Origin of the sequence: Corynebacterium sp. Marseille-P4611, assembly GCF_916618765.1 — a bacterium.
Taxonomy (GTDB): domain Bacteria; phylum Actinomycetota; class Actinomycetes; order Mycobacteriales; family Mycobacteriaceae; genus Corynebacterium; species Corynebacterium marquesiae.
Map to the genome: position 1 here is coordinate 334,273 of NZ_CAKAKD010000001.1, position 23,714 is coordinate 357,986.

Consider the following 23,714-nt stretch of genomic DNA (forward strand, 5'->3'; position numbering starts at 1 on the left):
GCCCCGCCTTCCTATCGTTCAGGAAGGCGGGGCCATTTATATCCCGCGTTAACGCAAATTGAACTGCACGTTAGAAGGTGAAGTCCTCATCCAGCGGGACGGAAGCACCGGTGAATTCACCGAAGCCGTCATCGCCGTAGATGGAATCGCCGTAAGTCGGAATCGAGTATGCGGCGTTGCGGGCAGCTTCGGTCGGCTTGACGGAGATATTGCGGTAGCGGGAAATACCGGTACCGGCCGGGATGAGCTTACCGATGATGACGTTCTCCTTGAGGCCGATGAGCTTATCGGAGCGCTTGTTAATAGCGGCGTCGGTAAGCACGCGAGTGGTCTCCTGGAACGATGCAGCGGACAGCCAGGACTCGGTAGCCAAGGAAGCCTTGGTAATACCCATGATCTCCGAGCGCAGCTGAGCCGGCTCGCCGCCCTCTGCAACCTGGGCAGCGTTGAGCTGCTTAGCCTCAGAGAGGTCGATGAGATTACCCGGCAGCAAGTCCGTGGTACCCGCATCGATGACGGTGCCGCGGCGCAGCATCTGGCGGATGATGATCTCGATGTGCTTATCGTGGATAGCCACACCCTGGGTACGGTACACAGCCTGCACCTCGTTGATGAGGTGCTGCTCCACGCCACGGCGGCCGAGAACCTCGAGAACGTCGTGCGGGTCAGCCGCACCACGCATCAGGCGGTCGCCGGTCTCAACGTGGTCGCCGTCCTTGAGGGAACGCTCAATCATGGCGTCCGGATTGGACTCCATCGGGCGACGGACCTGAGCCAGGCCCTGACGCTTGGAGAGCTTCTCATAGACCACGTCATCAGAGCCGTCATCCGGGGTGATGGTCAGGGTCCAGAAGTTGCCCTCATCGGACAGGGAAACGGTGCCGTCAACGGAGGCAATAGGAGCGCGGTTCTTCGGGTTACGGGCCTCGAAGAGCTCCTGAACACGCGGCAGACCACCGGTAATATCGCCACCGACACCACCCTGGTGGAACGTACGCATGGTCAGCTGGGTACCCGGCTCACCAATGGACTGTGCAGCTACAATGCCGACAGCCTCGCCGATATCGACGAGCTGGCCGGAAGCCATGGACTTGCCGTAGCACTTGGCACATACGCCGGCCGGGGTCTGGCAGGTCAGCACGGAGCGGACCTTGACCTCGGTGACCTTAGCATCAAGCAGCTTCTGGGTGAGCTCCTCGGTGAGGTCGGAGCCGGCCTCGGCCACAACCTCGCCGTCCTCGCCCTTGACATCGGTAGCCAGCACGCGGCCGGATGCGGAGGTCTCCCACAGCTCGGAGAGAACAACCTTGTCGCCGGATTCCTCGCCGATTGGGACGCGGACGCCCTGGCGGGTGCCACAGTCCTCTTCGCGGACGATGACGTCCTGGGCCACGTCCACCAAACGACGGGTGAGGTAGCCGGAGTCAGCGGTACGCAGCGCGGTATCGGCCAGGCCTTTACGGGAGCCGTGGGAGTTATTGAAGTACTCCAGCACGGACAGACCTTCGCGGAAGGAGGTCTTAATCGGACGGGTGATGTAATCACCGTGCGAGTTCACAACCATGCCCTTCATACCGGCCAGCGTCCAGATCTGACGCATGTTACCGGCCGCACCAGACTTCACAATCATCGGAATCGGATTGTGGTCCGGGTACATGTTCTCGACGGCCTCACCGACGGTATCGGTAGCGTCCTTCCACAGCTCAACCAGGCGGTCGTAGCGCTCGCGCTCGGTCAGAGCGCCCTGCTCCCAGTACTTGCGCTCGATGCGTTCTGCTTCCTTCTCATAAGACTCGAGGATCTCGGTCTTATTCGGCAGAACCAGAACGTCAGACATGGTGATGGTGACGCCGGAACGGGTTGCCCAGTAGAAGCCGGCATCCTTCATGTTGTCCAGCACCTGAGCAACGGTGATCATCGGGTACTTATTGGCCAAGTCATTGACCACATCACCGATGAGGACCTTGTTGCCGGAGCCGCCGCCCTTACGGACCATGATGCCCTCGAGGTACGGGTAGTTCCATGGCAGCCGCTCGTTGAACATGACGCGACCGATGGTGGTGTAGCCCATCCATGCCTGGCCCTTGGACCAACCATCTGGGAACTGCTCTTCCTCGATCTCCTTCGGCGGGCGAAGGTGATCGATGCGGACCTTGATCGGAGCTTGCAGGCCAACGGTGCCGCGGTCATAGGCCATGAGGGCCTCAGCGTAGGAGGAGAAGACACCGGTTGCCGGCTTGTCCTCCTCTGCCTCGCGGAAGCGACCATTGCCACCGATCTCGTCCTCGGACTTGTCCATGGTCAGGTAGTACAGGCCGGTAACCATGTCCAGACGTGGCATGGCCAGCGGCTTACCGGATGCCGGGGACAGGATGTTGTTGGACGCCAGCATCAGGACGCGGGCCTCAGCCTGTGCCTCAGCGGACAGCGGCAGGTGGACTGCCATCTGGTCACCGTCGAAGTCGGCGTTGAACGCCTCACAAGCCAGCGGGTGCAGCTGAATAGCCTTACCCTCAACCAGCTTCGGCTCGAAGGCCTGAATACCCAAGCGGTGCAGCGTAGGTGCACGGTTGAGCATCACTGGGTGCTCAGAAATGGCCTGTTCCAGAACGTCCCACACCTCTGAGCGCTGGCGCTCAACCATGCGCTTGGCGGACTTGATGTTCTGGGCGTAGTCATTTTCTACCAGGCGCTTCATAACGAACGGCTTGAATAGCTCGAGCGCCATGAGCTTCGGCAGACCACACTCGTGCAGCTTCAGCTGCGGACCAACGATAATAACGGAACGGCCAGAGTAGTCCACGCGCTTACCCAGCAGGTTCTGGCGGAAGCGGCCCTGCTTGCCCTTGAGCAAGTCAGACAGGGACTTCAGCGGACGGTTGCCCGGGCCGGTAACCGGACGGCCACGGCGGCCGTTATCGAAGAGCGCGTCCACAGACTCCTGCAGCATGCGCTTCTCGTTATTCACGATGATCTCTGGAGCACCCAGATCGATCATGCGCTTCAAACGGTTATTGCGGTTGATAACGCGGCGGTAGAGGTCGTTCAGGTCGGAGGTAGCAAAGCGGCCACCGTCCAGCTGCACCATCGGGCGCAGCTCTGGCGGAATAACCGGGATGGCATCCAGCACCATGCCGGCCGGATCGTTGCCGGAGCGCAGGAAGGCAGCAACGACCTTCAGGCGCTTCAGGGCACGCATCTTCTTCTGGCCCTTGCCGTTGTTGATGATCTCGCGCAGTTCCTCGGCCTCAGCCTCGAGGTCAAAGTTGCGGACCAGGGTCTGGATGGCTTCTGCACCCATGCCGCCGGTGAAGTAATCCTCGTAGCGGTCAACCAGCTCTTCGTAGATGGTCTCATCAATGATCATCTGCTTCGGAGCCAGCTTGATGAAGGTGTTCCAGATTTCATCCAAGCGGGCGATCTCGCGCTCGCCGCGCTCGCGGATGTGCTGCATCTCCTTATCGGCAGCGTTTTGTACCTTCTTGCGGGCATCTGCCTTGGCACCGGCTGCTTCCAGCTCAGCCAGGTCAGACTCCAGCTTGGAGGCGCGCTCGGCAATCTCGGACTCGGTATCGTCCTCAACGTCCTTCTTCTCCAGAAGCATCTCTGCTTCCAGAGTGGACTGGTCATTGTGGCGAGCCTCTTCATCCACGGAGGTGATGATATTGGCGGCGAAGTAAATGATGCGCTCGAGATCCTTCGGAGCCAGGTCCAGCAGGTAGCCCAGGCGGGAAGGAACGCCCTTGAAGTACCAGATGTGGGTTACCGGAGCGGCCAGCTCAATGTGGCCCATGCGCTCACGGCGAACCTTGGACTTGGTCACCTCAACGCCACAGCGCTCACAGATGATGCCCTTGTAGCGGACGCGCTTGTACTTGCCACAAGCGCACTCCCAGTCACGGGTGGGGCCGAAGATGCGCTCACAGAAGAGGCCGTCCTTCTCCGGCTTCAGGGTGCGGTAGTTAATGGTCTCAGGCTTTTTGACCTCGCCCTTGGACCAGCGACGAATATCGTCTGCGGTGGCCAGACCGATGCGGAGCTCGTCGAAGAGATTTACGTCAAACACGTAATGTCTCCCTTTCATCCTCGTTGTCGAGGAATTGATGGCTTTGTATGAATGGAACGTTTATGCCCTACCGCGGGGACTCACCCCGCGGTGGACCAAGAAACTAACTAGGCGATGTCAGCGGAAGAACCCTCATCGCGGGACAGGTTAATGCCAAGCGATGGGCTATCCATGTCATCGTCATCAGAGCCAGACAGCTCCATCGGCGTGCCGTCGGTGGAGAGAACCTCCACGTTCAGGCACAGGGACTGCAGCTCCTTGAGCAACACCTTGAAGGACTCAGGGATGCCCGGATCTGGAATATTGTCGCCCTTAACAATGGCTTCGTAGACCTTCACACGGCCGACGACGTCATCGGACTTGATGGTCAGCAGCTCCTGCAGGGTGTAGGCAGCGCCGTATGCCTGCATTGCCCACACCTCCATCTCGCCGAAGCGCTGGCCACCGAACTGGGCCTTACCACCCAGCGGCTGCTGGGTAATCATGGAGTAAGGACCGGTGGAACGGGCGTGAATCTTCTCATCGACCAAGTGGTGCAGCTTGAGCATGTACATGTAGCCGACAGAGATCGGGTACTTGTATGGCTCGCCCGAGCGGCCGTCGAAAAGCGTGGCCTTGCCATGCTCATCCACCAGCACATCGCCGTCGCGGTTAGGACGGGAAGAAGCCAGCAGGCGCTCGATCTCATGGTTGGTAGCACCGTCGAAGACCGGGGTCGCCGTCAAGGAATCCGCAGGAACGTCATAGAGCTCTTCCGGCAGGGTCTTGAGCAGCTCGGCGTTCTTTGGATCCTCGGTATCGACCTTCCAGCCAGCGTGTGCCAGCCAGCCCAAGTGAACCTCAAGGACCTGGCCAATGTTCATACGACGCGGCACACCGTGGGTGTTCAGCAGGATGTCGACCGGGGTGCCGTCTTCCATGAACGGCATATCCTCTGGCGGTAGAATCTTGCCCACAACACCCTTGTTGCCGTGGCGGCCGGCCATCTTATCGCCGTCCTGGATCTTGCGCTTCTGGGCAACGTAGACACGAATCATCTCGTTGACGCCAGGGGCCAGATCGTCATCATCGTCGCGGGAGAAGCGGGCAACGCCAATGACCTTGCCTACCTCACCGTGCGGCACCTTCATGGAGGTATCGCGAACCTCGCGGGCCTTCTCACCGAAGATGGCGCGCAGCAGGCGCTCCTCCGGGGTCAGCTCGGTCTCGCCCTTCGGGGTGACCTTACCCACCAGGATGTCGCCGGCGCGGACGTCGGCACCGATGCGGATGATGCCGCGCTCGTCCAGGTCGCTCAGGACGTCCTCGGAGACGTTCGGGATCTCGCGGGTGATTTCCTCGGCGCCCAGCTTGGTATCGCGAGCATCGATCTCGTGCTCCTCGATGTGGACGGAGGTCAGGATGTCCTCTTCCACGATGCGCTGGTTGAGGATGATGGCGTCCTCGTAGTTGTGGCCTTCCCACGGCATGAAGGCAACCAGCAGGTTGCGGCCGAGGGACATCTCACCATTGTGGGTACCCGGGCCATCGGCCAGAACCTGGCCGGCCTCTACGCGCTCGCCCATGGAAACCAGCGGGGTCTGGTTGTAGTTGGTGCCCTGGTTGGTGCGCTCGAACTTACGCAAGATGTAGGTATCGCGCTGGCCCTCATCATCCATGATGGTGATGACATCAGCGGTGACATTTTCGACCACACCGGCCTTCGGGGTGATGACAACGTCGCCAGCGTCGTACGCAGCGCGCTGCTCCATGCCGGTACCAACCAGCGGGGCCTCGGAGCGCACCAGCGGCACTGCCTGCTTCTGCATGTTCGCACCCATCAGGGCACGGTTAGCATCGTCGTGCTCCAAGAACGGAATCATGGCGGTACCCACGGAAACCATCTGGCGCGGGGAGACGTCAACGTAGTCCACACCGGCGGCGTCGGTAAGCCCGATGTCGCCGTCCTTCAGGCGGACCTCAATACGCTCGCCGGTGAGGTTGCCCTCTGCGTCCTGCTCGACCTCGGCCTGAGCAATAGCGAAGCGGTCCTCTTCATCGGCGGTGAGGTACTCCACCTGGTCGGTGATCTTGCCGTCCACAACCTTGCGGTACGGAGTCTCGATGAAGCCGAAGGCATTCACGCGGGCGTAGGATGCCAGCGCACCCATGAGGCCAATGTTCGGGCCCTCAGGGGTCTCAATCGGGCACATACGGCCGTAGTGAGAAGCGTGAACGTCTCGCACCTCAATGCCGGCGCGCTCACGAGACAGGCCGCCTGGGCCCAGCGCGGACAGGCGGCGCTTGTGGGTCAGGCCGGACAGCGAGTTGTTGTGGTCCATGAACTGGGACAGCTGCGAGGTACCGAAGAACTCGCGGATTGCAGCAGAGACCGGGCGCACGTTAATCAGGGAGGTCGGAGTGATGGACTCCGCGTCCTGGGTGGTCATGCGCTCGCGCACAACACGCTCCATGCGGGACAGGCCGACGCGGACCTGGTTCTGGATGAGCTCACCCACGGTGCGCAGGCGACGGTTACCAAAGTGGTCGATGTCGTCCGTGTGCAGGGCGATCATCTCACCGTTCGGTGCCTTCATCTCGCGCTCGCCTACGTGCAGGCGGACCAGGTACTCGAGGGTGACGGCGATGTCTTCCTCGGTCAGGGTCATCAGACCATCGTGGTCGCCGCCGAGCCCCAGCTTGCGGTTGACCTTGTAGCGGCCGACCTTAGCCAGGTCGTAACGCTTTGCACGGAAGAAGGAGTTATCCAGCAAGGACTGAGCCAGCTCACGGGTGGGCTGCTCGCCTGGGCGCTGCTTGCGGTAGATCTCCAGCAGTGCCTCATCGGTGTTTGCTACACCGTCAGACTCCAGGGTGGACATCATGAGCTCGGAGAAGCCGAAGCGATCCTTGATCTGCTCCTCGCTCCAGCCCAGTGCCTTCAGCAGCACGGTTACCGGCTGGCGGCGCTTGCGGTCAATGCGCACGCCGACGGTGTCGCGCTTGTCGACGTCGAACTCCAACCATGCACCGCGGGAAGGAATAACCTTCACGGAGTGCAGCGGGCGCTCGGTGGACTTATCGATCGAGCGATCGAAGTAGACGCCCGGGGAGCGCACCAGCTGAGAGACGACGACGCGCTCGGTACCGTTCACGATGAACGTGCCCATATCCGTCATGATCGGGAAATCGCCGATGAAGACGGTCTGCGACTTAATCTCTTGGGTGTCGTTATTAATAAACTCTGCGGTCACGTACAGCGGCGCGGAGTAGTTGATGTCCTTTTCCTTGCACTCATCCACGGTGTTCTTCACCGGTTCAAAGCGCGGCTCCGACAAGGACAGGGACATATTGCCCGAGTAGTCCTCAATCGGCGAGAGCTCTTCGAGGATGTCCTCGAGGCCGCTCGTCACGCGGGCGTCATCGCCGCGCTCAGCCTGCTCGCGCTCGCGCCACTCCGGCGCGCCAACGAGCCAAGCAAAGGAATCAAGTTGTACGTCAAGGAGACCCGGCAGGGCGATAGGCTCGCTGATTTTTGCAAACGAGTATCGCTTCGGGGCTCCGGGGATATTGGCCACTGACTTGGTCTGGCGGGAGACTGCCAAGATGGGTCCTTCCAGCACCTCACGCGGATTGCCTGCTCGCCCTGGCCGACGAGCCGCAAAACCGCTGGTAATTCTAGCATTCGGTCTGCTGTGGAGTGTCTGGGTTCAGAATGCACAAAATCACCTTGTCAAGTCGGTTTTGCCATCACCGGCCTGAAAGGCTAAATGTGCACCGAAGATCCAGATTCCAGCGCAACGAAACAGCTTATAGGAAAAGACCTGCCATGTAAAGACACACCACTCTTGGGGCGTGTCGCTACCGCGCTAGGGGGCAAGCTCGTGCTCGCCGCGGCGCTAACGCGTCCATGCCGCGCCACTGTGCGCGACAACCACCGAGCACCCTACCACTAAAATCTCAATACACCGCAACCCCGGCGGCGATTTTGTTTTCCAGCTGCGCTTTTACCGGCTCGCCGGCACCGCGCTTCCACCGATGCGCCCACGGTTATGCCGCAAGCGGGCATGCTTATTCTTGCCGCCAAATAGGCCCAATGCGCCAATGATTCCGAGCAGGGTCAACAGTGCGCCGAGGCCGATGGCACCCCACCGCACGATCTCCGCCACGCGGTCGCGCGGGAAATCTGCCGCCTCTTTGAGCAGCGCCTGCTGGTCCTCTTCAGAGGTAGAGCCATTAAAGACGAAGGCGCGCTCGCGGCCCACGCCCTCGCGGTCCGCGTAGTAATCATCGATATCCATATCCATGCCCACCACGAGGCCGGTTTGTTGGTCCACATAGAAGTCGCGGCTGCCAGAGTGGGTCAGGTAGCCCTGCTCCTCTCCGCCGCCTTCCTTGGGCAGGCTGGTGGTATTGCCATCGGCCGCAAAAAGCTGCGCGACGTTGGTCGGCTCGATCTCTTGGTGGTAGCGGTAGACCGTGCGGTCGTCCATCGTGGTTTCTTCTTCAAAGACCGCATCGACGGCCTTGCGCAGGGTCGGGTCAAAGACTGGGTAGTTGGTCTTTTCTGCGTCCGCTGGGAATTTAAGCCAGTAGCCATCCACCGTGACTTTATCCGAAGGCGTAGCAAGCGTATGGCTAAGCGACGCCTCCCCCGCTGCCTCGCCGCTCAGGCGGTCCACGGGATAGGTCCACACTTGGGCCTGGCTCAGGTCATTAAGGCCCTCCCCTTCGCCGCGCATGCGGGTCTCACCGATGCGCACAGTGGCCTTCTCATCGTCCGAGGGCTCTTGGATATCCATGTTGATTTGGTAGGTCATGGGGCCCGAATACGGCGTGGTGCCGTCCTTGGACAGCTGCTGCGAATCCGCAGAATCATCGTGCAGTGTCCACGTACTGTTTTTCAGGTTCAGCGGCAGCCGCGGGGAGTAATCCAAAAACGCCGGCGCCACAATACCTGCGGCGATGAGCGCGACGCCGAGGCCTAGGAGCAGGACGGAAAAAATGCGGGACTTGGGCAGCATGGGGGCTAATTCTACAACCCGTGGCGGCGATTCCTTGTTTCTACAGGCCGCCCCGCCACGCCGGATTGGTTTTAAGCCGTCTGCGCATTCCAAGCGATGATGCTGCTGGTATCCGTGGTCTGCCGCGCGCACCAGAGATCAAACTCTTCTTGCAGCCCCAGCCAAAACTCTGCCGAATTGCCAAAATAAGCGGAAAGACGAAGCGCCATTTCCGCACTAATCCCAATGCGCCCACGCACCAGCTTGGAAATTTGGGACTTGGAGCTAAAAATATCCTTGGCTAAGCGGTATTGAGTCAGTCCGAGCGGCTCCAGAAATTCCTCGCGCAGAACCTCTCCAGGGTGTGGAACGGGGACGATATCCGAGGCTTCCTCTCCCTCATTTGTGATAATCGATGAAGTCAACGTCCACAGCTCCTTTCCCTGTCCATCGAAAGACTACTCTCCACTGCGCGTTAACGCGGATGGAATAAAATCCGTCCCACTGCCCTTTCAGCCTCTCCAAGCGATTTGCTGGTGGAATCCTTAAATCGGTTAAGGAAACGGACCGGTCAATCATGATGAGTTTGCGGCGCAGGATCTTCCGCAGTTCAGGGGGTACATACTTTGGCGCCTTACCATCTGTGTGAAAGCGCTCTAAGCTATCCCTCCTAAACTCCACAACGCCATGGTGTCATACTTTGACACTATTGGCCATTGCTGCACTCCACGCACTGCGCTCGCAAACACAAAACGAGGAAACCCCCAGCTCCCACCGCGCGCGGCGGTAAGAGTGGGGGTTTGAAAGCGTAAAGCTCAGTGAAATTACTTGAGCTCGACGGAAGCGCCAGCCTCTTCCAGCTTGGTCTTAGCAGCCTCAGCGTCGTCCTTGGAAGCGCCCTCGAGGATAGCCTTAGGAGCACCCTCGACCATTTCCTTAGCTTCCTTCAGGCCCAGGCCGGAGACGATCTCACGGACAGCCTTAATAACGCCAATCTTCTTAGCGCCAGCGTCGGTCAGAACGACGTCGAACTCGGTCTTCTCCTCAGCGGCACCAGCGCCGCCCTCAGCCGGAGCGCCAGCTGCAACAGCAGCAACCGGAGCAGCAGCCTCAACGTCGAATACCTCTTCAAATTCCTTAACGAACTCGGACAGTTCGATGAGGGTCATTTCCTTGAAAGCTTCAATGAGCTCGTCCTTGGTGAGCTTAGCCATGATGGCAAGTCCTTTCTGTGTTGTGTGTGCGCTGCGCGTGATTTATGCGGCGCACACGTTGTTGTAATTGTGCGTCTTTTGTGACGACTTAAGCTTCTGCTTCCTTCTTGTCCTGCAGGGCTGCGACAGTGCGTACAGCCTTGGTTGCAGGAGCGTTGAAGAGAGCGGCAGCCTTCGCCATAGAACCCTTCATAGCGCCAGCCAGCTTTGCGAGGGTGGTCTCGCGGTTGTCCAGCTTGGCGATGGCCTCAACCTGGTCGGCAGACAGTGCGTTGCCGTCCATGTAGCCACCCTTGATGATGAGTGCCTTGTTGTCATCAGCGAACTTGGTGATGACCTTCGCAGCATCCACTGCCTCGCCCTTGATGAACGCAATTGCGGTCGGGCCAGTCAGCAAATCATCAAGACCTTCGATGCCAGCTTCCTTGGCAGCGATCTTGAAAAGGGTGTTCTTGGCGACGGAGTATTCAACGTCAAAGCCCAGATCGTTACGCAGCTCTTGCAGCTGGGATACGGTCAGGCCGCGGTACTCGGTCAATACAACAGAGTTAGCGCCAGCCAACTTCTCCTTCAGCTCTGCCAGGTCTGCAGTGTTCTTTGGGTTTGCCATTGTCTCTCGCCTCCTTCCAAAACATCTCTTTTATTATTCCGCCGGGGCCTTGCTCGCTTCGGTTGCCCGAAACAACAAAAGCCCCGTGCAAGAGCACAGGGCGCGCGACATAAGAGAATGCCGCGAATAATCGCAAAGTGTCTCCTGCGTGGGCCGCCTCCTAGAATGGAGAACCTTCGATCCAAATGGATGACCAACGGTCTTCGGTGAACTTTGACTCGGCCGTGATGTGGCCGCTCAAACTTCGTGGAAAACACTACCTCCCCACCCGCGGTTTCTCCAAATCGCCGTTTCCGCCGCGTAGGAGAGCCGCCATGACCTGCCTCATGTGGTTCCGGGGTGACCTGCGACTGCACGATCACCAGGCCCTTTCGCGCGCGTCCGAGGCCGCCGCGCAAGGTCGATGCCACCGTCAAGGAAACCCTGGCCTCCCAGGGCATCACCGCGACTTCCTCGCCCGACTTCACCTTGGTGGAACCCTGGGAGGCCACCAATGGCCAAGGCCAGCCCTATAAGGTCTTTACTCCCTTCTCCAAAGCCGCCACCTCCCAGGTGGCGGGAGATGAACCGGAGGGGGTGCCGGAGATGGGGGCGTCGGCAAGCAGTGCATCTGCCTGGCCCAAACCCACCGATCCGGCATGGTCGGCATCCATGGCCGAACACTGGACGCCCGGCGAGGCCGGGGCATGCGAGCGACTAGCCCAGCTGGATCTGGCCAACTACACCGAGGAGCGCGATATTCCCGCGCTCAATGCCACCTCCCTACTCTCGCCCCACCTGCGCTTTGGCGAGGTCTCCCCGTGCGAGGTGTGGTTCGCCGCGGATCAAGGACTGGCAGCCCGGCACTACGGGCATTCCGCTTATCGACGCCGGAATGCGCGAGCTATGGACCACCGGGTATATGCACAATCGCGTGCGCATGGTGGTGGGCTCCTTCCTCACCAAGAACCTGGGCATCCACTGGCGCCTAGGCGAGGAATGGTTCTGGGACACCTTGGTGGACGCCGATGCCGCCTCCAATCCTTTTAATTGGCAGTGGGTGGCCGGTTGCGGCGATGATGCCGCGCCTTTCTTTCGCATCTTCAACCCCGAAACGCAGGCCCAGCGCTTCGACCCTAAGGGCGGGTACGTGCGCCGCTGGACACCCGCGCTGTCCGCCCCGCCCATCGTGGACCTAAAGGAATCACGCCAAGCCGCGCTCGATGCCTATGCGGAGATCAAAGACTAGGCCGGCGGAAAAGGTGGACGTAAAGGTCTACCATGGGGCCAATGATGAGCTCCAGGATTCATTCTCAAGCGCACCCGCCGATTGGCAATACCCCGCTCATGCGAGTGGAGGCGATTAGCCCCCGGCCGGATGTCCACCTCTATCTCAAACTCGAACAATTCAACCTCGGCGGTTCTGCAAAAGACCGGACCGCCCGAGCCCTTATCCAGGCAGCCCTCGAAGCCGGCGATATCCGCCCGGGTTCGACACTGGTGGAATCTTCCTCCGGCAACCTGGGCATGGCTCTAGCTCGCCAAGCTCCGCTCCAGGGGATGAAGTTCCACTGCGTGGTGGATCCGCGGGTCAACGCCTCCACGGTAGCTACCATGCGGGCCTACGGCGCACACGTGGAATTGCTCGACCACCCCGATCCAGAAACCGGCGATTGGCTCACCGCCCGCCGCACCCGCGTGGCCGAGCTTTTGGAAGAGATCCCCGATTCTTTCAACCTCAACCAGTATTCCAATGAAGCCGCCTTCCACGCCCACGCGGAAGGCACCATGGCTGAGATTCTGGACCAGCTCGGTCAGGCGCCCAGTCATCTGCTCGTGGCTATGAGCACCACCGGAACCCTTGGCGGCTGCGTACGCAAGCTCTCCGAGCTGGGCGCCGACACCCACACAATCGGCGTTGATGCGGAAGGCTCCGTGCTTTTTGGTGGTGAGCGTGGCACCCGCATGCTGCCTGGCTATGGCGCTGGAATCGTCACCGAACTATCCACCAAGTTTTCGCCTTCTTCCGTGGAGAGGGTTCCGGACCTCGATGCCATCGTTGCTGCCCGGCAGCTCGCTCAAGCAGAGGGCCTACTGCCTGGCGCTTCCGGCGGTGCCGTCATCGCCACCTTCCAACGCCTCGCGCCCTCCTTACCGGCAGGGGCGGAGGTGGTTGCCGTGCTGCACGACGCCGGCCAGCCTTACCTCGACACCATTTATAACGACTCCTGGGTGTGTGAAAACTTCGACATTTCGCCCTCTGAACTCGCGGCGCGCATCGAAGGGTCGGCGCAGTGACCTCTTCTCGTTCTGTCTGCCGCATTGCCATCATTGGAGCTGGCCCGCGTGGCCTGTGGGCCGTCGAGGAACTCCTCGAGCGCGCCCGCGTTCCACTCGATGTCACTGTCTTTGACCCCTACCCCGCCGGTGCGGGCGCCGTCTACCGTCCGCAGCAGCCGCCGCAGTGGCGCCTCAACGTCAACTGCGCCATCGTCACCACTGCCCACGATAGTTTCAACGCCTGGCGCACCCGCCGCGGTGAAGACACCACCGATGCCTTCCCGCCGCGGGCCCAGGTGGGCCAATTCCTCGCCGATACCTGGTCCGCAGCAGTGCACCGCGCGCCAGCCCACGTACGCATCCGGCACCTGCCGCACCGCGTGACCGCGGTAAGCGCCGACGGAGAGGGGTTCATGGTCGATGGCGCCCCCTTCGACGAGGTACTGGTCTGTACCGGCCACGACCATCTCCACGCTGGGTCTTTGGTATACGAGGCTTCTTGCGTACCAGTCACCGGGCTTTACTTCGGTGCCGATCTTCCGAGCTCCGCACGGCGGATCGGCGTACGCGGTGCCGCCTTGAGCTTCATCGATGTGTGCCTGCTGTATGCCGATACTGCCGAAACCATCTACCCGGTTAGCCGCAGCGGGCGCTTCATGGAGGTAAAGCCCTCCCCGCAGATACCGCTGCCGGAGGTGTCACCGCGGTGGCGGCAGGCCTGCGCGCATATCGACAACGCTTCGGAGCTGCGTGAGATCCTCATCGGGGCTGCAGGCGAATTCGGTGACTTCTCAACTGCAGACCTCGCCGCCGTTATCGACGGTCAGGATTTCACTGGCGATGCTGTCGCTGAGCTCGAGGCTTCCCTACGTGCGGCCGAAGGTACCGGTCCACTCACCCCGGCCGCAGCCGTAGGCGCGGCGTTTCGTGGGGTATTTCAAGAATGCGTCGATTGGCACAAGGCACATGGACCCATGCCCGGCTTCCGCGAGCTTTCACGCACCCTTGAGCGCGTGGCTTTTGGTCCGCCACCGGTCACAGCCAAGCGCCTGCTCGAGCTGATCCACTCCGGTGTGGTGAATACCCACTACCTAGGCACGCCTGAGCAGATAGATTCCTGGCGGGAGCAGGGCGGCGTGGACCTGCTTATTGACGCCACCGTTGCTCCCCAAGCCACCCCCTCCCCCTTCCACGACGTTCCTGGCGTAGTGGAAATTGGCCGGATGAATGAGATCTCCCTGCCCGGCCATGACTCCCTTAACCGTTCCGTGCACGATGACATCCCCCGCTGGGCGGAGAAAGTAGGAAACCCATGACCACCACTCCCGTAGACCCACTACCCGTCCACGGCACCGTCCCCTTGCGCGCCCGGTGGGAACGGTGGATGCGTGAGCTCGTCGAAAACCCGCAGCACGTCAGCGCATTAACCTCGCGCTACGGTTCTCCGGTGAACGTGTTGAATCCCGCTCCGCTACGCCACAATGCCCAAGAGCTGCTCGACGCGGGCGCTTCCCACGGCGTGGAGACTCAGGTGTTTTTCGCACGCAAGGCCAATAAGGCTCTGTGTTTTGTCGATGCTGCACGCAATGCCGGGCTCGGGGTGGATGTAGCCAGCGAGAACGAGCTCCACCAAGTGCTCGACCGCGGTGTCGCCCCAGAGCGCATCATCCTCAGCGCCGCTATCAAAACAGATGGCTTGCTCCGCCTCGCGATTTCGCGAGGCGCCACTATCTCTTGTGATTCTCGCGCCGAATCCCGCCGCATCGCCGCCATCGCGAGCGATTTAGACACCACCGCCCACGTGGCGCCACGCCTCGCTCCAGATCCGGACTCCCTGCCTCCCACCCGCTTCGGGGAGAGGCTACCGGCATGGCGGCAAGCAGAGTGGACACAGGAACTTCGTGCTGTAGGCGTCCACGTGCACCTGCACGGCTATAGCGAAGCCGACCGCCGAACCGCCCTGGCAGAGGCAATTGCCTTGGTCGAGCACGTACGCGAATTGGGCCAGCCCGCTAGTTTCATCGATATCGGTGGCGGCGTGCCCATGAGCTACCTGGAATCCCGCGAGCAGTGGGAGAATTACCTCGAGCGCATCGCCTCCCAACGCGCTGGTACCGGTGAACCGTTCACGTGGAAAGCGGATCCGCTGTCCAATACTTACCCCTTCTGGCAGGAGCCAACCCGCGGTCAGTGGCTAAACCAGCTCCTCTCCGGTGAGGTCCCCGGCTACGGCACCGCTGGCAAGGAGCTGCGCGAACGGAACATCGCCCTACATCTTGAGCCCGGCCGCAGCTTGCTTGACGGCTGTGGAGTCATCCTCACCGAGGTGAGCTTCCTCAAAGATCGCTCTGACGGCCTGCCCCTGATCGGCGTGGCGATGAATCGCACCCAGTGCCGGACCGCCGCAGATGACATCCTGCTCGACCCTCTCTTGGTACCTACGGCTGGGCCGGTAAAGGAAATCTCCCGTGAGCCACGCACCGGCTTTGTGGTGGGTGCCTACTGCATTGAAGACGAGGTTATCCTGCGCCGCGAACTGGACTTCCCGGATGGCATTGCCGTAGGAGATACCCTCGCCATTCCGAATACAGCCGGATATTTTATGCACATCCTCGAGTCTGCTTCGCACCAAATTCCTTTGGCGCGCAACGTTTACCTCGACGGCGGCGAATGGGCGCCGGACGATATTGACGCCACTTAACTGCCTGCGGTTCACCACATAGAAAAAGGGCTCCGAGGAATTCCTCGAAGCCCTTGAGCTTTAAGCGTAGTGCGCTAAACCGATTTACTCGGTGTAGTCCTTAACCACGGAACCGTCAACCGGGATGCCCGGGCCGGAGGTGGTGGAGATGGTAGCGCGCTTGATGTAGATACCCTTAGCGGAAGAAGGCTTCAGACGCTGGATCTCGTCCATGAGGGCGCCGTAGTTCTCAGCCAGCTTCTCGGCATCGAAGGATGCCTTGCCGATGATGGCGTGCAGGTTAGCAGCCTTATCAACGCGGAAGGAGATCTTGCCGCCCTTAACCTCAGAGATTGCCTTAGCAACGTCTGCGGTAACGGTGCCGGTCTTCGGGTTCGGCATCAGACCACGCGGGCCCAGGACGCGGGCAACGCGGCCAACCTTGGCCATCTGATCCGGGGTAGCGATAGCAACGTCGAAGTCGATGTTGCCTTCGTTGATCTGCTCGATCAGTTCAGCGGTGCCAACGATGTCAGCGCCAGCTTCCTGAGCGGCGGTAGCCTTCTCGCCCTCAGCGAAGACAGCAACGCGAACGTCCTTACCGGTGCCGTTAGGCAGGGAAACGGTGCCGCGAACCAGCTGGTCAGCCTTGCGCGGGTCAACGCCCAGGCGGAAGACAACGTCAACGGTGGCGTCGAAGTTCTTGGAGGAGGTCTCCTTAGCCAGCTTGGTGGCCTCGATCGGACGGTACAGGCGGGACTTATCTACCAGTTCCGCAGCGGCCTTATAAGCCTTAGACTTGGTGCTCATTTAACAATTCCTTTTCTGGATTGGTGTGGTGTTTGGCGGGCCGTAGCTGGCCCTACCACATAAAGTTTTTACTTCTCCGGTGCGCCATCAACGGTGATGCCCATGGAGCGGGCGGTACCGGCGATGATGCGAGCGCCGTTCTCGATGTCACGTGCGTTCAGGTCCGCAAACTTAGTCTCTGCGATTTCCTTGCACTGATCCCAAGACACAGAACCGACCTTGTCGGTGTGTGGTACGCCGGAGCCCTTCTGGATGCCAGCGGCCTTCAGCAGCAGCTTAGCTGCCGGCGGGGTCTTCAGCTTGAAGTCGAAGGAACGGTCCTCATAGACGGTGATCTCAACCGGAACCACGTTGCCACGCTGGTTCTCGGTAGCGGCGTTATAAGCCTTGCAGAACTCCATGATGTTGACGCCGTGGGCACCCAGTGCCGGGCCAACTGGCGGTGCCGGGTTAGCGGCGCCTGCCTCGATCTGCAGCTTGATGAAGCCGGATACCTTCTTCTTAGGAGCCATCGAATTACCTCTTTCCTGTGTTACCGGGATGTCCGCCACGATGAATAACGGGATCCCGTCCGGATGCTCATCTTCAGTGGGCCACCGGAGGATGAAACGTTTTCTTATACGCACGCCAAAGGCGCACGGCGTTCCAGTTTAGAACACCGTGCGCCCTGCACAAAATCACTTTTTAGGAGATGCGCTCAATCTCGGTCGGCGACAGCTCCACCGGGGTCTCGCGGCCGAAGATGGACACCAAGCCCTGCATCTTGCCGGTCTCCGGGTCGATCTCGGAAATGGTCGCGGATACGGCGGCCAGCGGTCCGGACAGGATGGTCACTGCCTCGCCCACCTCGAAGTCGTGCGCGTACTTCTTGGCCACTTCCTTCTCCGGCATATCCACAACCTGCTCGCCCTCTGCCTCGTTCGGGGCAGCATCGCCCTTGGTGGACGGCGCCTCGTTGGGCATGAGGAACTTAGCTACGTCGCGGGTCTTGACCGGGGTGGCGTTACCTTCGTTGCCCACGAAGGAGGTCACGCCCGGGGTTTCGCGGATGACGGACCACGCGGCGTCGTTAAGCTCAGCGCGAACCAAGACGTAGCCCGGCAGCAGCTTGCGCTTCACAATCTTCTTCTTGCCGTCCTTGGTCTCTAGGACCTGCTCAATAGGAACAACGACCTCGAAGATAGAATCTTCTACCTCGAGGGTCTGGGCGCGCATGTCCAGGTTGGTCTTTACCTTGTTTTCGTAGCCGGAGTAGCACTGAATGATGTACCACTGGCCCGGCTGCTTCTTCAGCTCGCGGGTAAAGGCGCGAAGGCGCTTGCGGTAGGCGGCATCCTCGGACTCGTCTTCGCCGGCCTCAGGGGCTGCGCCCTCGGCTTCAGCTTCGGCCGCTGCCGGTTCCGCTGCGTCGGTGGACTCGGCGGACTCGCCTGCAGCGTCGGTGGACTCAGCCGTTCCTTCAGTTTCTTCCGCTGCCGGAGCGGCTGGGGTAGCATCCTCCTGCTGCGCTTCTTCTACGGAGCTAGCGTGCTCTGCCGCCTGCTCCTGCACGTTGGACTGCATTGCCTCTTCCAGCGAGGTGCCTACGGTTTCGACGTTATTCTCGTCGCTCATAATTCTTACTCCAAATATTCCTCGGCGCGTTGCGTAGGACCAGCCTACCCGCCCGCGTATGGGCAAAAAGTATCCCGCCGTTCCTTGAAGCGGAAACAGCGGGATAAAAGGTTATGCAGCTATCTTACTTATTAGAGAGAACCTGCTCAACTCCGAGACCAGCCAGGGTGTCAACGCCCCAGACCAAAGCGGTCAGCACGATAAGGAACGCAAAGGTGATGAGGGTGTACTGCAGCATCTCCTTAGCGGTAGGCCACACCACCTTCTTCATCTCGGATGCAACCTCGCCTGGGAAAGCGGCTACGCCGCCACCTGGGGTGTCATCGTGGTTCTTATCCTCTACGCGGACGACGTGCTTATCGGCGTAGTCCGCGGAGGACGTGGTAGCCGCACCAGAGAGCTGACGCTTACCGGTCGGGCGCGATGCACCCGAATTCTTCGGCTGCTGCTCATCGCTCACAGCTAACCCTCCTTGGGAACTAAATCTAATAGGGCGCTTAACGCGCACCTCCATAACTTTGTCAACCCTAGCAAAGCTTGCACAGCATGAAAAGCTGACCACGGCATTTGCAAGGCGTGGCCTTGACAACATGTGCGTGGGCCAAGCGCCACGAAGAGGCGGATTCTAGTGGTCGTGGAAACACTTCTTATGTTTCGGTTGAGTTTATCAGTGCGGCCATTTTCTCGGCTGGTGTTTGAAAGCCCAGGGTTTTGCGGGGGCGGCGGTTGAGTTGCATGGCGACGAATTCTAGGTCCGCTGCACTATGGACGCTTAGGTCTGTTCCTTTAGGGAAGTACTGCCTTAGTAGTCCATTGGTGTTTTCATTGGTGCCTCGCTGCCACGGCGAACCAGGATCGCAGAAGAACACGGGACACTTTGTAGTGAGGTTACCCTCGTTTAGTGGACACCCTATTTGTACGGATCTAGTGTCCGTAGGAGAGGATGTTCATTGTGAGTCAACAGCGCAAGAAGTACACGCCGGAGTACCGGCGTGAGGCCGCGAACCTGGTAATCGAGTCGCAGCGCCCTATCGCTCATGTGGCTAAGGAGATCGGTGTTTCCGCCGGGCTTTTAGGCCGGTGGGTCAAACTCGAGCGTGAACGCCGAGGATCCTCCGATGGGATGAGTGAGTCTGATCTCCGAGCTGAGAATGCTCGTCTGCGCCGTGAGCTGGCGGAGGCCAAGATGGATAATGAGTTTTTGTCAAAAGCGACAGCCTTCTTCGCCGCAAAGCAACGCGAGCAGAAAAGTTCGAATTAATGCAGCGAGAGAAGGCGAACTACAGCATCAAGCGCATGGCACGACTATTAAAAGTATCTCGGTCTGGATATTACAAATGGGCCCATGCACAGCAGAAACGGCTATCTGGCGAAGATGATCGTGTTGCATTTTACGATGGCGTTGACCGTAAGATTCATCAGATTTGGAAAGACTCCGATGAGGTTTATGGTGCTCCGCGGATCACCGCAGAACTTACCGAGCGCTACCAGATCACCTTGAATCGCAAGACTGTGGCTAAGCGGATGCGCATGATGGGCATTGAAGGGATTTCACCGCGTGCCTTTGTCCCAGTGACTACAATCCAAGCCAAGCGTAAGTCAACTCTTCCCGACCTAGTCAAACGCATGTTTGATACTGGTCAGCTCAACCGAGTATGGATGTCAGATATTACCTACCTGCGCACCGGTGAAGGCTGGTTGTACTTGTGCGCGGTCCGCGATGGTCATTCCCGCAGGGTACTGGGCTGGGCTATGGATAGTGTTCAAGATACATACCTGGTCGAACGGGCCCTGCGGATGGCGCATACGCTTCCGCGGTGATGTTCCTGATGGGCTGGTGTTTCACGCTGACCGCGGGACGCAATTCACCAGTGAGAAGCTCTGGAAGGTTTGCCGCAGCCTGGGCATTGCCCAGTCTGTGGGGCGTACGGGCGTGTGCTTCGATAACGCGATGGCCGAGTCGTTCTGGTCGACGTTAAAGACCGAATTCTATGACCGTAAGCGCTGGGCGACCCGTGATGCCGCGCGTAAGGCTGTTGCCTACTGGATTGAAGTCGTCTACAACCGCCGGCGCCGGCACTCTGCACTCGGGATGGTCAGCCCCGTCGACTTCGAGAACCACGCCGGCTCAATTATCAGCAGAAAAGAAATAGCTGCCTAACCACCAGGTAGCTCCACTACGTGTCCACGATTTGCGGGCAACCCCAGTAGCACTATGCCCATTAGGTAAATGCAGCAAGATGACATAGCGCGTGGTTCGCTCTACTAGCGTGCCAATTGCAGACTTATTACCCGCGCCTAAAATGAGGTCGCCTTCCCAATGACCTGGTACTGCTCGGTCGTCTACTTCTGCTGGCCGGTCGGAAATCATCACCATGAAGCGTCCTGGGTTTAGTTCCGCTTCTTTTACGGCCCTGTGTTGATGGGCTGGGTGAGATAGTACTCGGTTTCTACTTCCTGTGGGGTGGCGTAGTCCAATGCTTCGTGAAGTCGCTTAGTGTTCCACCAATGCACCCACCGCAAGGTGGCCAGTTCGACTTCTCCGACCGACGTCCACGGGCCCTGGGCATGAATCAGTTCCGCCTTGTAGAGACCGTTGACTGTTTCGGCTAGTGCATTGTCGTAAGAATCACCGATTGTTCCCACACTCGGGCGGATTCCTGACTCAGCTAGCGCGGTGGAATACTTCAGTGACACGTACTGGCTGCCCCGATCGCTGTGGTGAATTAGTTGGTTTCCATGGATTCGTCCTGCAGTCGTTAACGCATGCTCCAAAGCCTCCATGGGCAGCGCATCGGTGCGCATCGTCGAGCGTGTAGCAACACCAACAATTTTTCGGCTGAAGACATCCACGACAAACGCGGTATAGGCGAATCCTGACAGGGTACGAACGTAGGTAATGTCGGCAACCCACAACCTGCCTGGCGCTTGGGCACGAAAGTCTCGCTGTACAAGATCCGGGCGATGATCCGGTGTCTTCGGACTTACCGTTGTTATTGGGGTTCGCCCACGTCTGCGGCCAGAAACACCTGCAAGTTTCATCAGACGTGCGGTCTTGTCGCGACCAATATGAAAGCCTTCGCGGTTCATCGCGTGCCACATTTTGCGGATGCCGTAGACCGAGAAATTCTCCGCATGCACACGCTGTATCTCTGGGATGAGCAGGCTATCGCTTAAGGCTCTTGCACTGGGAACACGCGTGGTCGCCTTGCGGTAGCCGCGTGAAGTAATGAATCCACGATCTGCTTGTTTAAGGACTCGGCAGATGGCCCCAGGCCCCAAACTGATCTTTATACGTGTCGATGTAGGAGATCATTTGGTCGTGGGTCGGTCGAGTTCCGCTGCGAAAAAAGCCGAAGCAGTTTTAAGAATCCCGTTTGCTCGTTTCAGTTCGCGGTTTTCGCGGCGCAGACGCTTGAGCTCTTCTTCCATTGTTTCGCCGCCTGAAGCGTCAGAATTATCGCGTACTGAGGCGCTGTCACGGTACCAGGCCCGCAACGTGTGGTGAGATACTCCAAGCAGCTCACCGACCTCCGTGTAGGCGCGTTGCAGTGAGCAAGACTCCAGGCGGACCATTTCGATGATCTGATGGACCGCCTTGTCCTTGAACTCGACGGAATACTTTCTAGGCATAGTTCAATCCTTCCTTAGCTGAGGTAGGAACTAAACCCAGGACGCTTCAACCGTAACTATTTAAGTCACCTCCCGGCTCCCTTCCTGAGGGAGGGCTCAGAGGGAGCGCCAGGAGCGCCGTGCCTTTTTGTCGCTGAAAACAGCGATAAGAAAGGCACGTGTATAAGGAAATAATTCTTCGACTCTTCCGTCAGCCGGGACGTCGGTAGCTTATACGTGGCTACACGTCATTACTTCTGTAGCCCGGCGGCATGTGTGCGTATCTCTTGGCTAAGCTCAGCTTTATTGCTTAACGACCGTAGTCCCAGGTTCGGCGGGCCTTTTCACCCAAGCCTCACGGTCTTGGGGAGCACCTGGCGGATACGCACGCGCGAAAAGAAGCCAGGCTCTAACCCTGTACTCTCGGCTCGGCAAAGCGAGGAACTTCTATTGCTTCGGGAAACCATCCCACGCGGATTTGTGAATCTCTCCGCGCGTCTAACTAGACACACAATCCATGTGCAAGTAGACTGAATATTGAATTCTTTTAAGCAAGAAAAACCCTAGCTCATCGGCCTAAACGACAGGATGTGTTGGTGAGTTTGTGTGGTTAGTCGGTTTGGCGTGTTGATATTAGGATTATTTCACTTATTCGGAGGGATATTCCAGCTTCGATAATGAAATACCGCCTAAGGCATGCCGGTGTGCTAGGTACCTAGGGTCACGATGAGGGGATGAGTAAAAATCATCCTCGATGCGCCGTCTGCGGCGGGGCATGTACCAAACACGGAAAAACGAGTGCTGGGCGCCAACGATGGCGATGCCGCACCTGCAAGGCCACCTTCACCCGCGTGAATAATGATGCCGTGCAAGCCAAATGGTTCCGCCTTTTCATTTCCTGGCTCACCTCCAGCAACAGCCTGGCAGAAACCGCTAAAACCTGCGGTGTTTCACCACGAACTTTGCAACGACGCTTCACACCGTTCTGGCTTATCCAACCACCCCGAAGTGTTGATAAGCAGCGAATCTACGACCAAATCTTCATCGACGGCACCTACTTCAACACCAAATGTCTTGTTGTGGCTGCCGACTCCAGCCATGTCATCAATTGGTTCTGGTGCACGAAAGAATCCTCCTGGTCCTACATGCGCCTGCTCGACCCGCTAGCCCCACCACAATTGGTGACCTGCGATGGCGACGCCGGAGGGCTTAAAGCACTACACCAACTGTGGCCTAATACCCCGGTTCAACGCTGCATTGTCCACGTCAAACGCAATATCCAACGCGCCACCGGCCTTTATCCCACGTCCGCTATGGGCAAAGCATTACAACGACTTTCCTTTGAACTACTCGCCGTTGACAACCTGGATAAAGCAGCCGAATGGACCGTAAAACTACAACAGTTCGGCACCGTATTTAGCACCCAGCTCAAAGCCCGTACCTACGTCAAAGACGTCCCCTTCGACCAGATTCCAAAGTCCAAGCGCCGGAACAAAAAGTGGTGGTACACCCACTACACTCACCGCGGAATCTACCTGCAGCTAAAGAAAATGAGCCAACAAGGCCACCTCTTTGCCTACCTCACCAAAGCTAAACAAGACCAACGATTGGAACGCACGACCAACAAGCTAGAAGGCGGAGTGAACTCACAAATAAAGAAACTCATGCACACCCACCGAGGACTGCGCGACGAACAACAGCGCATCGCCTGCGACTGGTGGCTATACCTCCACACACAACTGCCTGACGACCCTATAGAGATCGCCAGGCAGCAAAACTGGGGCCAGGACGCACTCGCCAAAGCACAAACCCTAACCAACCAGGAAAAACAGGGCCTGACCCCCGGAAAGTAGACACGTCGGGGGTT

The 23,714-nt window shown here is 59.1% G+C and carries 17 protein-coding genes and 6 pseudogenes; 8 read left to right on the forward strand and 15 right to left on the reverse strand.

Annotation, left to right across the window (positions count from 1 at the left end; translation table 11 throughout):
* Positions 1 to 70: 70 nt before the first annotated feature.
* The 7 genes from LG376_RS01675 to rplJ form a co-directional block, all read right to left on the reverse strand.
* Positions 71 to 4,066, reverse strand: coding sequence for a DNA-directed RNA polymerase subunit beta' (locus tag LG376_RS01675; protein WP_225745988.1), 3,996 nt, complete (start codon positions 4,064 to 4,066; stop codon positions 71 to 73).
* 107 nt (positions 4,067 to 4,173) lie between these two features.
* On the reverse strand, positions 4,174 to 7,668 hold the full coding sequence (locus LG376_RS01680) for a DNA-directed RNA polymerase subunit beta (protein WP_225745989.1): 3,495 nt from the start codon (positions 7,666 to 7,668) through the stop codon (positions 4,174 to 4,176).
* Positions 7,669 to 8,052: 384 nt separating this feature from the next.
* The gene (locus LG376_RS01685; protein WP_225745990.1) at positions 8,053 to 9,069 is read right to left on the reverse strand and encodes a DUF3068 domain-containing protein; all 1,017 of its coding nucleotides are present in this window, start codon (positions 9,067 to 9,069) and stop codon (positions 8,053 to 8,055) included.
* Between the two features lie 71 nt (positions 9,070 to 9,140).
* A complete protein-coding gene (locus tag LG376_RS01690) occupies positions 9,141 to 9,473 on the reverse strand; it encodes a HigA family addiction module antitoxin (protein WP_225745991.1) in 333 nt (110 codons plus the stop codon).
* Positions 9,448 to 9,729 carry a type II toxin-antitoxin system RelE/ParE family toxin gene (locus LG376_RS01695; RefSeq protein WP_225745992.1) on the reverse strand — a complete coding sequence of 94 codons (282 nt, stop codon included), beginning with the start codon at positions 9,727 to 9,729 and terminating at the stop codon, positions 9,448 to 9,450. Before LG376_RS01695 ends, LG376_RS01690 begins: the two co-directional genes overlap by 26 nt.
* A 143-nt stretch (positions 9,730 to 9,872) precedes the next feature.
* Positions 9,873 to 10,262 (reverse strand): 50S ribosomal protein L7/L12, encoded by a 390-nt coding sequence (gene rplL / locus LG376_RS01700; protein ID WP_005322882.1) that lies wholly within the window; start codon positions 10,260 to 10,262, stop codon positions 9,873 to 9,875.
* Between the two features lie 88 nt (positions 10,263 to 10,350).
* On the reverse strand, positions 10,351 to 10,872 hold the full coding sequence (gene rplJ / locus LG376_RS01705) for a 50S ribosomal protein L10 (protein WP_005322886.1): 522 nt from the start codon (positions 10,870 to 10,872) through the stop codon (positions 10,351 to 10,353).
* Between the two features lie 314 nt (positions 10,873 to 11,186).
* Between rplJ and LG376_RS12630 the strand changes: the two are divergent.
* A pseudogene (locus tag LG376_RS12630) lies at positions 11,187 to 11,232 on the forward strand (hypothetical protein); the annotation flags it as partial.
* Positions 11,212 to 11,376: pseudogene (locus tag LG376_RS01715) on the forward strand (hypothetical protein); the annotation flags it as partial. The pseudogenes LG376_RS12630 and LG376_RS01715, both read left to right, overlap by 21 nt.
* A gap of 5 nt (positions 11,377 to 11,381) precedes the next feature.
* Here the strand turns inward: LG376_RS01715 and LG376_RS01720 are convergent.
* Positions 11,382 to 11,525 carry a hypothetical protein gene (locus LG376_RS01720; RefSeq protein ID WP_225745993.1) on the reverse strand — a complete coding sequence of 48 codons (144 nt, stop codon included), beginning with the start codon at positions 11,523 to 11,525 and terminating at the stop codon, positions 11,382 to 11,384.
* Between the two features lie 98 nt (positions 11,526 to 11,623).
* On the opposite strand from LG376_RS01720, the gene LG376_RS01725 reads away from it, so the two are divergent.
* From LG376_RS01725 to LG376_RS01740, 4 genes are read left to right on the forward strand one after another with little or no spacing between them, the layout of a single operon-like run.
* Positions 11,624 to 12,100: an FAD-binding domain-containing protein gene (locus LG376_RS01725; protein ID WP_225745994.1), complete on the forward strand. Its 477-nt coding sequence runs from the start codon at positions 11,624 to 11,626 to the stop codon at positions 12,098 to 12,100.
* A gap of 32 nt (positions 12,101 to 12,132) precedes the next feature.
* Positions 12,133 to 13,149, forward strand: a complete 1,017-nt coding sequence (locus LG376_RS01730) for a pyridoxal-phosphate dependent enzyme (protein WP_225745995.1) — start codon at positions 12,133 to 12,135, stop codon at positions 13,147 to 13,149.
* Positions 13,146 to 14,447: an FAD/NAD(P)-binding protein gene (locus LG376_RS01735; protein WP_225745996.1), complete on the forward strand. Its 1,302-nt coding sequence runs from the start codon at positions 13,146 to 13,148 to the stop codon at positions 14,445 to 14,447. The genes LG376_RS01730 and LG376_RS01735 overlap by 4 nt, the downstream gene beginning before the upstream one ends.
* The gene (locus tag LG376_RS01740; protein ID WP_049378846.1) at positions 14,444 to 15,832 is read left to right on the forward strand and encodes a diaminopimelate decarboxylase; all 1,389 of its coding nucleotides are present in this window, start codon (positions 14,444 to 14,446) and stop codon (positions 15,830 to 15,832) included. The genes LG376_RS01735 and LG376_RS01740 overlap by 4 nt, the downstream gene beginning before the upstream one ends.
* An 84-nt stretch (positions 15,833 to 15,916) precedes the next feature.
* Here LG376_RS01740 and rplA read toward each other — a convergent pair whose 3' ends face one another.
* From rplA to LG376_RS01765, 5 genes and pseudogenes are all read right to left on the reverse strand, one after another.
* Positions 15,917 to 16,621 (reverse strand): 50S ribosomal protein L1, encoded by a 705-nt coding sequence (rplA, locus tag LG376_RS01745; protein WP_049378845.1) that lies wholly within the window; start codon positions 16,619 to 16,621, stop codon positions 15,917 to 15,919.
* Between the two features lie 68 nt (positions 16,622 to 16,689).
* Entirely contained in the window at positions 16,690 to 17,133 is a 444-nt protein-coding gene (rplK, locus tag LG376_RS01750; protein ID WP_049358678.1) for a 50S ribosomal protein L11, read from the reverse strand.
* A 172-nt stretch (positions 17,134 to 17,305) separates the two neighbouring features.
* Complete coding sequence (gene nusG, locus LG376_RS01755; RefSeq protein WP_225745997.1) at positions 17,306 to 18,235, reverse strand: transcription termination/antitermination protein NusG; 930 nt, start codon at positions 18,233 to 18,235, stop codon at positions 17,306 to 17,308.
* A 124-nt stretch (positions 18,236 to 18,359) separates the two neighbouring features.
* The gene (gene secE, locus LG376_RS01760; RefSeq protein ID WP_225745998.1) at positions 18,360 to 18,695 is read right to left on the reverse strand and encodes a preprotein translocase subunit SecE; all 336 of its coding nucleotides are present in this window, start codon (positions 18,693 to 18,695) and stop codon (positions 18,360 to 18,362) included.
* A 187-nt stretch (positions 18,696 to 18,882) separates the two neighbouring features.
* Positions 18,883 to 19,122, reverse strand: a pseudogene (locus tag LG376_RS01765) (IS30 family transposase); the annotation flags it as partial.
* 56 nt (positions 19,123 to 19,178) lie between these two features.
* Here LG376_RS01765 and LG376_RS01770 point away from each other — a divergent pair.
* Positions 19,179 to 20,396 (forward strand): annotated as a pseudogene (locus LG376_RS01770) (IS3 family transposase).
* Between the two features lie 39 nt (positions 20,397 to 20,435).
* On the opposite strand, the pseudogene LG376_RS01775 reads toward LG376_RS01770, so the two are convergent.
* A pseudogene (locus LG376_RS01775) lies at positions 20,436 to 20,612 on the reverse strand (transposase); the annotation flags it as partial.
* A gap of 29 nt (positions 20,613 to 20,641) precedes the next feature.
* Positions 20,642 to 21,868 (reverse strand): annotated as a pseudogene (locus tag LG376_RS01780) (IS3 family transposase).
* A gap of 713 nt (positions 21,869 to 22,581) precedes the next feature.
* On the opposite strand from LG376_RS01780, the gene LG376_RS01785 reads away from it, so the two are divergent.
* A complete protein-coding gene (locus tag LG376_RS01785; RefSeq protein WP_225745999.1) occupies positions 22,582 to 23,700 on the forward strand; it encodes an IS1249 family transposase in 1,119 nt (372 codons plus the stop codon).
* Positions 23,701 to 23,714: the final 14 nt, after the last annotated feature.

Excerpts from the sequence above, each read along its gene's own strand:
- rplL (WP_005322882.1), bottom strand. The coding sequence starts at position 10,262 with ATGGCTAAGCTCACCAAGGACGAGCTCATTGAAGCTTTCAAGGAAATG.
- LG376_RS01740 (WP_049378846.1), top strand. The coding sequence starts at position 14,444 with ATGACCACCACTCCCGTAGACCCACTACCCGTCCACGGCACCGTCCCC.
- rplJ (WP_005322886.1), bottom strand. The coding sequence starts at position 10,872 with ATGGCAAACCCAAAGAACACTGCAGACCTGGCAGAGCTGAAGGAGAAG.
- rplA (WP_049378845.1), bottom strand. The coding sequence starts at position 16,621 with ATGAGCACCAAGTCTAAGGCTTATAAGGCCGCTGCGGAACTGGTAGAT.
- LG376_RS01785 (WP_225745999.1), top strand. The coding sequence starts at position 22,582 with ATGAGTAAAAATCATCCTCGATGCGCCGTCTGCGGCGGGGCATGTACC.
- LG376_RS01725 (WP_225745994.1), top strand. The coding sequence starts at position 11,624 with ATGCCACCTCCCTACTCTCGCCCCACCTGCGCTTTGGCGAGGTCTCCC.
- LG376_RS01685 (WP_225745990.1), bottom strand. The coding sequence starts at position 9,069 with ATGCTGCCCAAGTCCCGCATTTTTTCCGTCCTGCTCCTAGGCCTCGGC.
- rplK (WP_049358678.1), bottom strand. The coding sequence starts at position 17,133 with ATGGCTCCTAAGAAGAAGGTATCCGGCTTCATCAAGCTGCAGATCGAG.
- LG376_RS01730 (WP_225745995.1), top strand. The coding sequence starts at position 12,133 with ATGGGGCCAATGATGAGCTCCAGGATTCATTCTCAAGCGCACCCGCCG.
- LG376_RS01720 (WP_225745993.1), bottom strand. The coding sequence starts at position 11,525 with ATGGATGCCGACCATGCCGGATCGGTGGGTTTGGGCCAGGCAGATGCA.
- nusG (WP_225745997.1), bottom strand. The coding sequence starts at position 18,235 with ATGAGCGACGAGAATAACGTCGAAACCGTAGGCACCTCGCTGGAAGAG.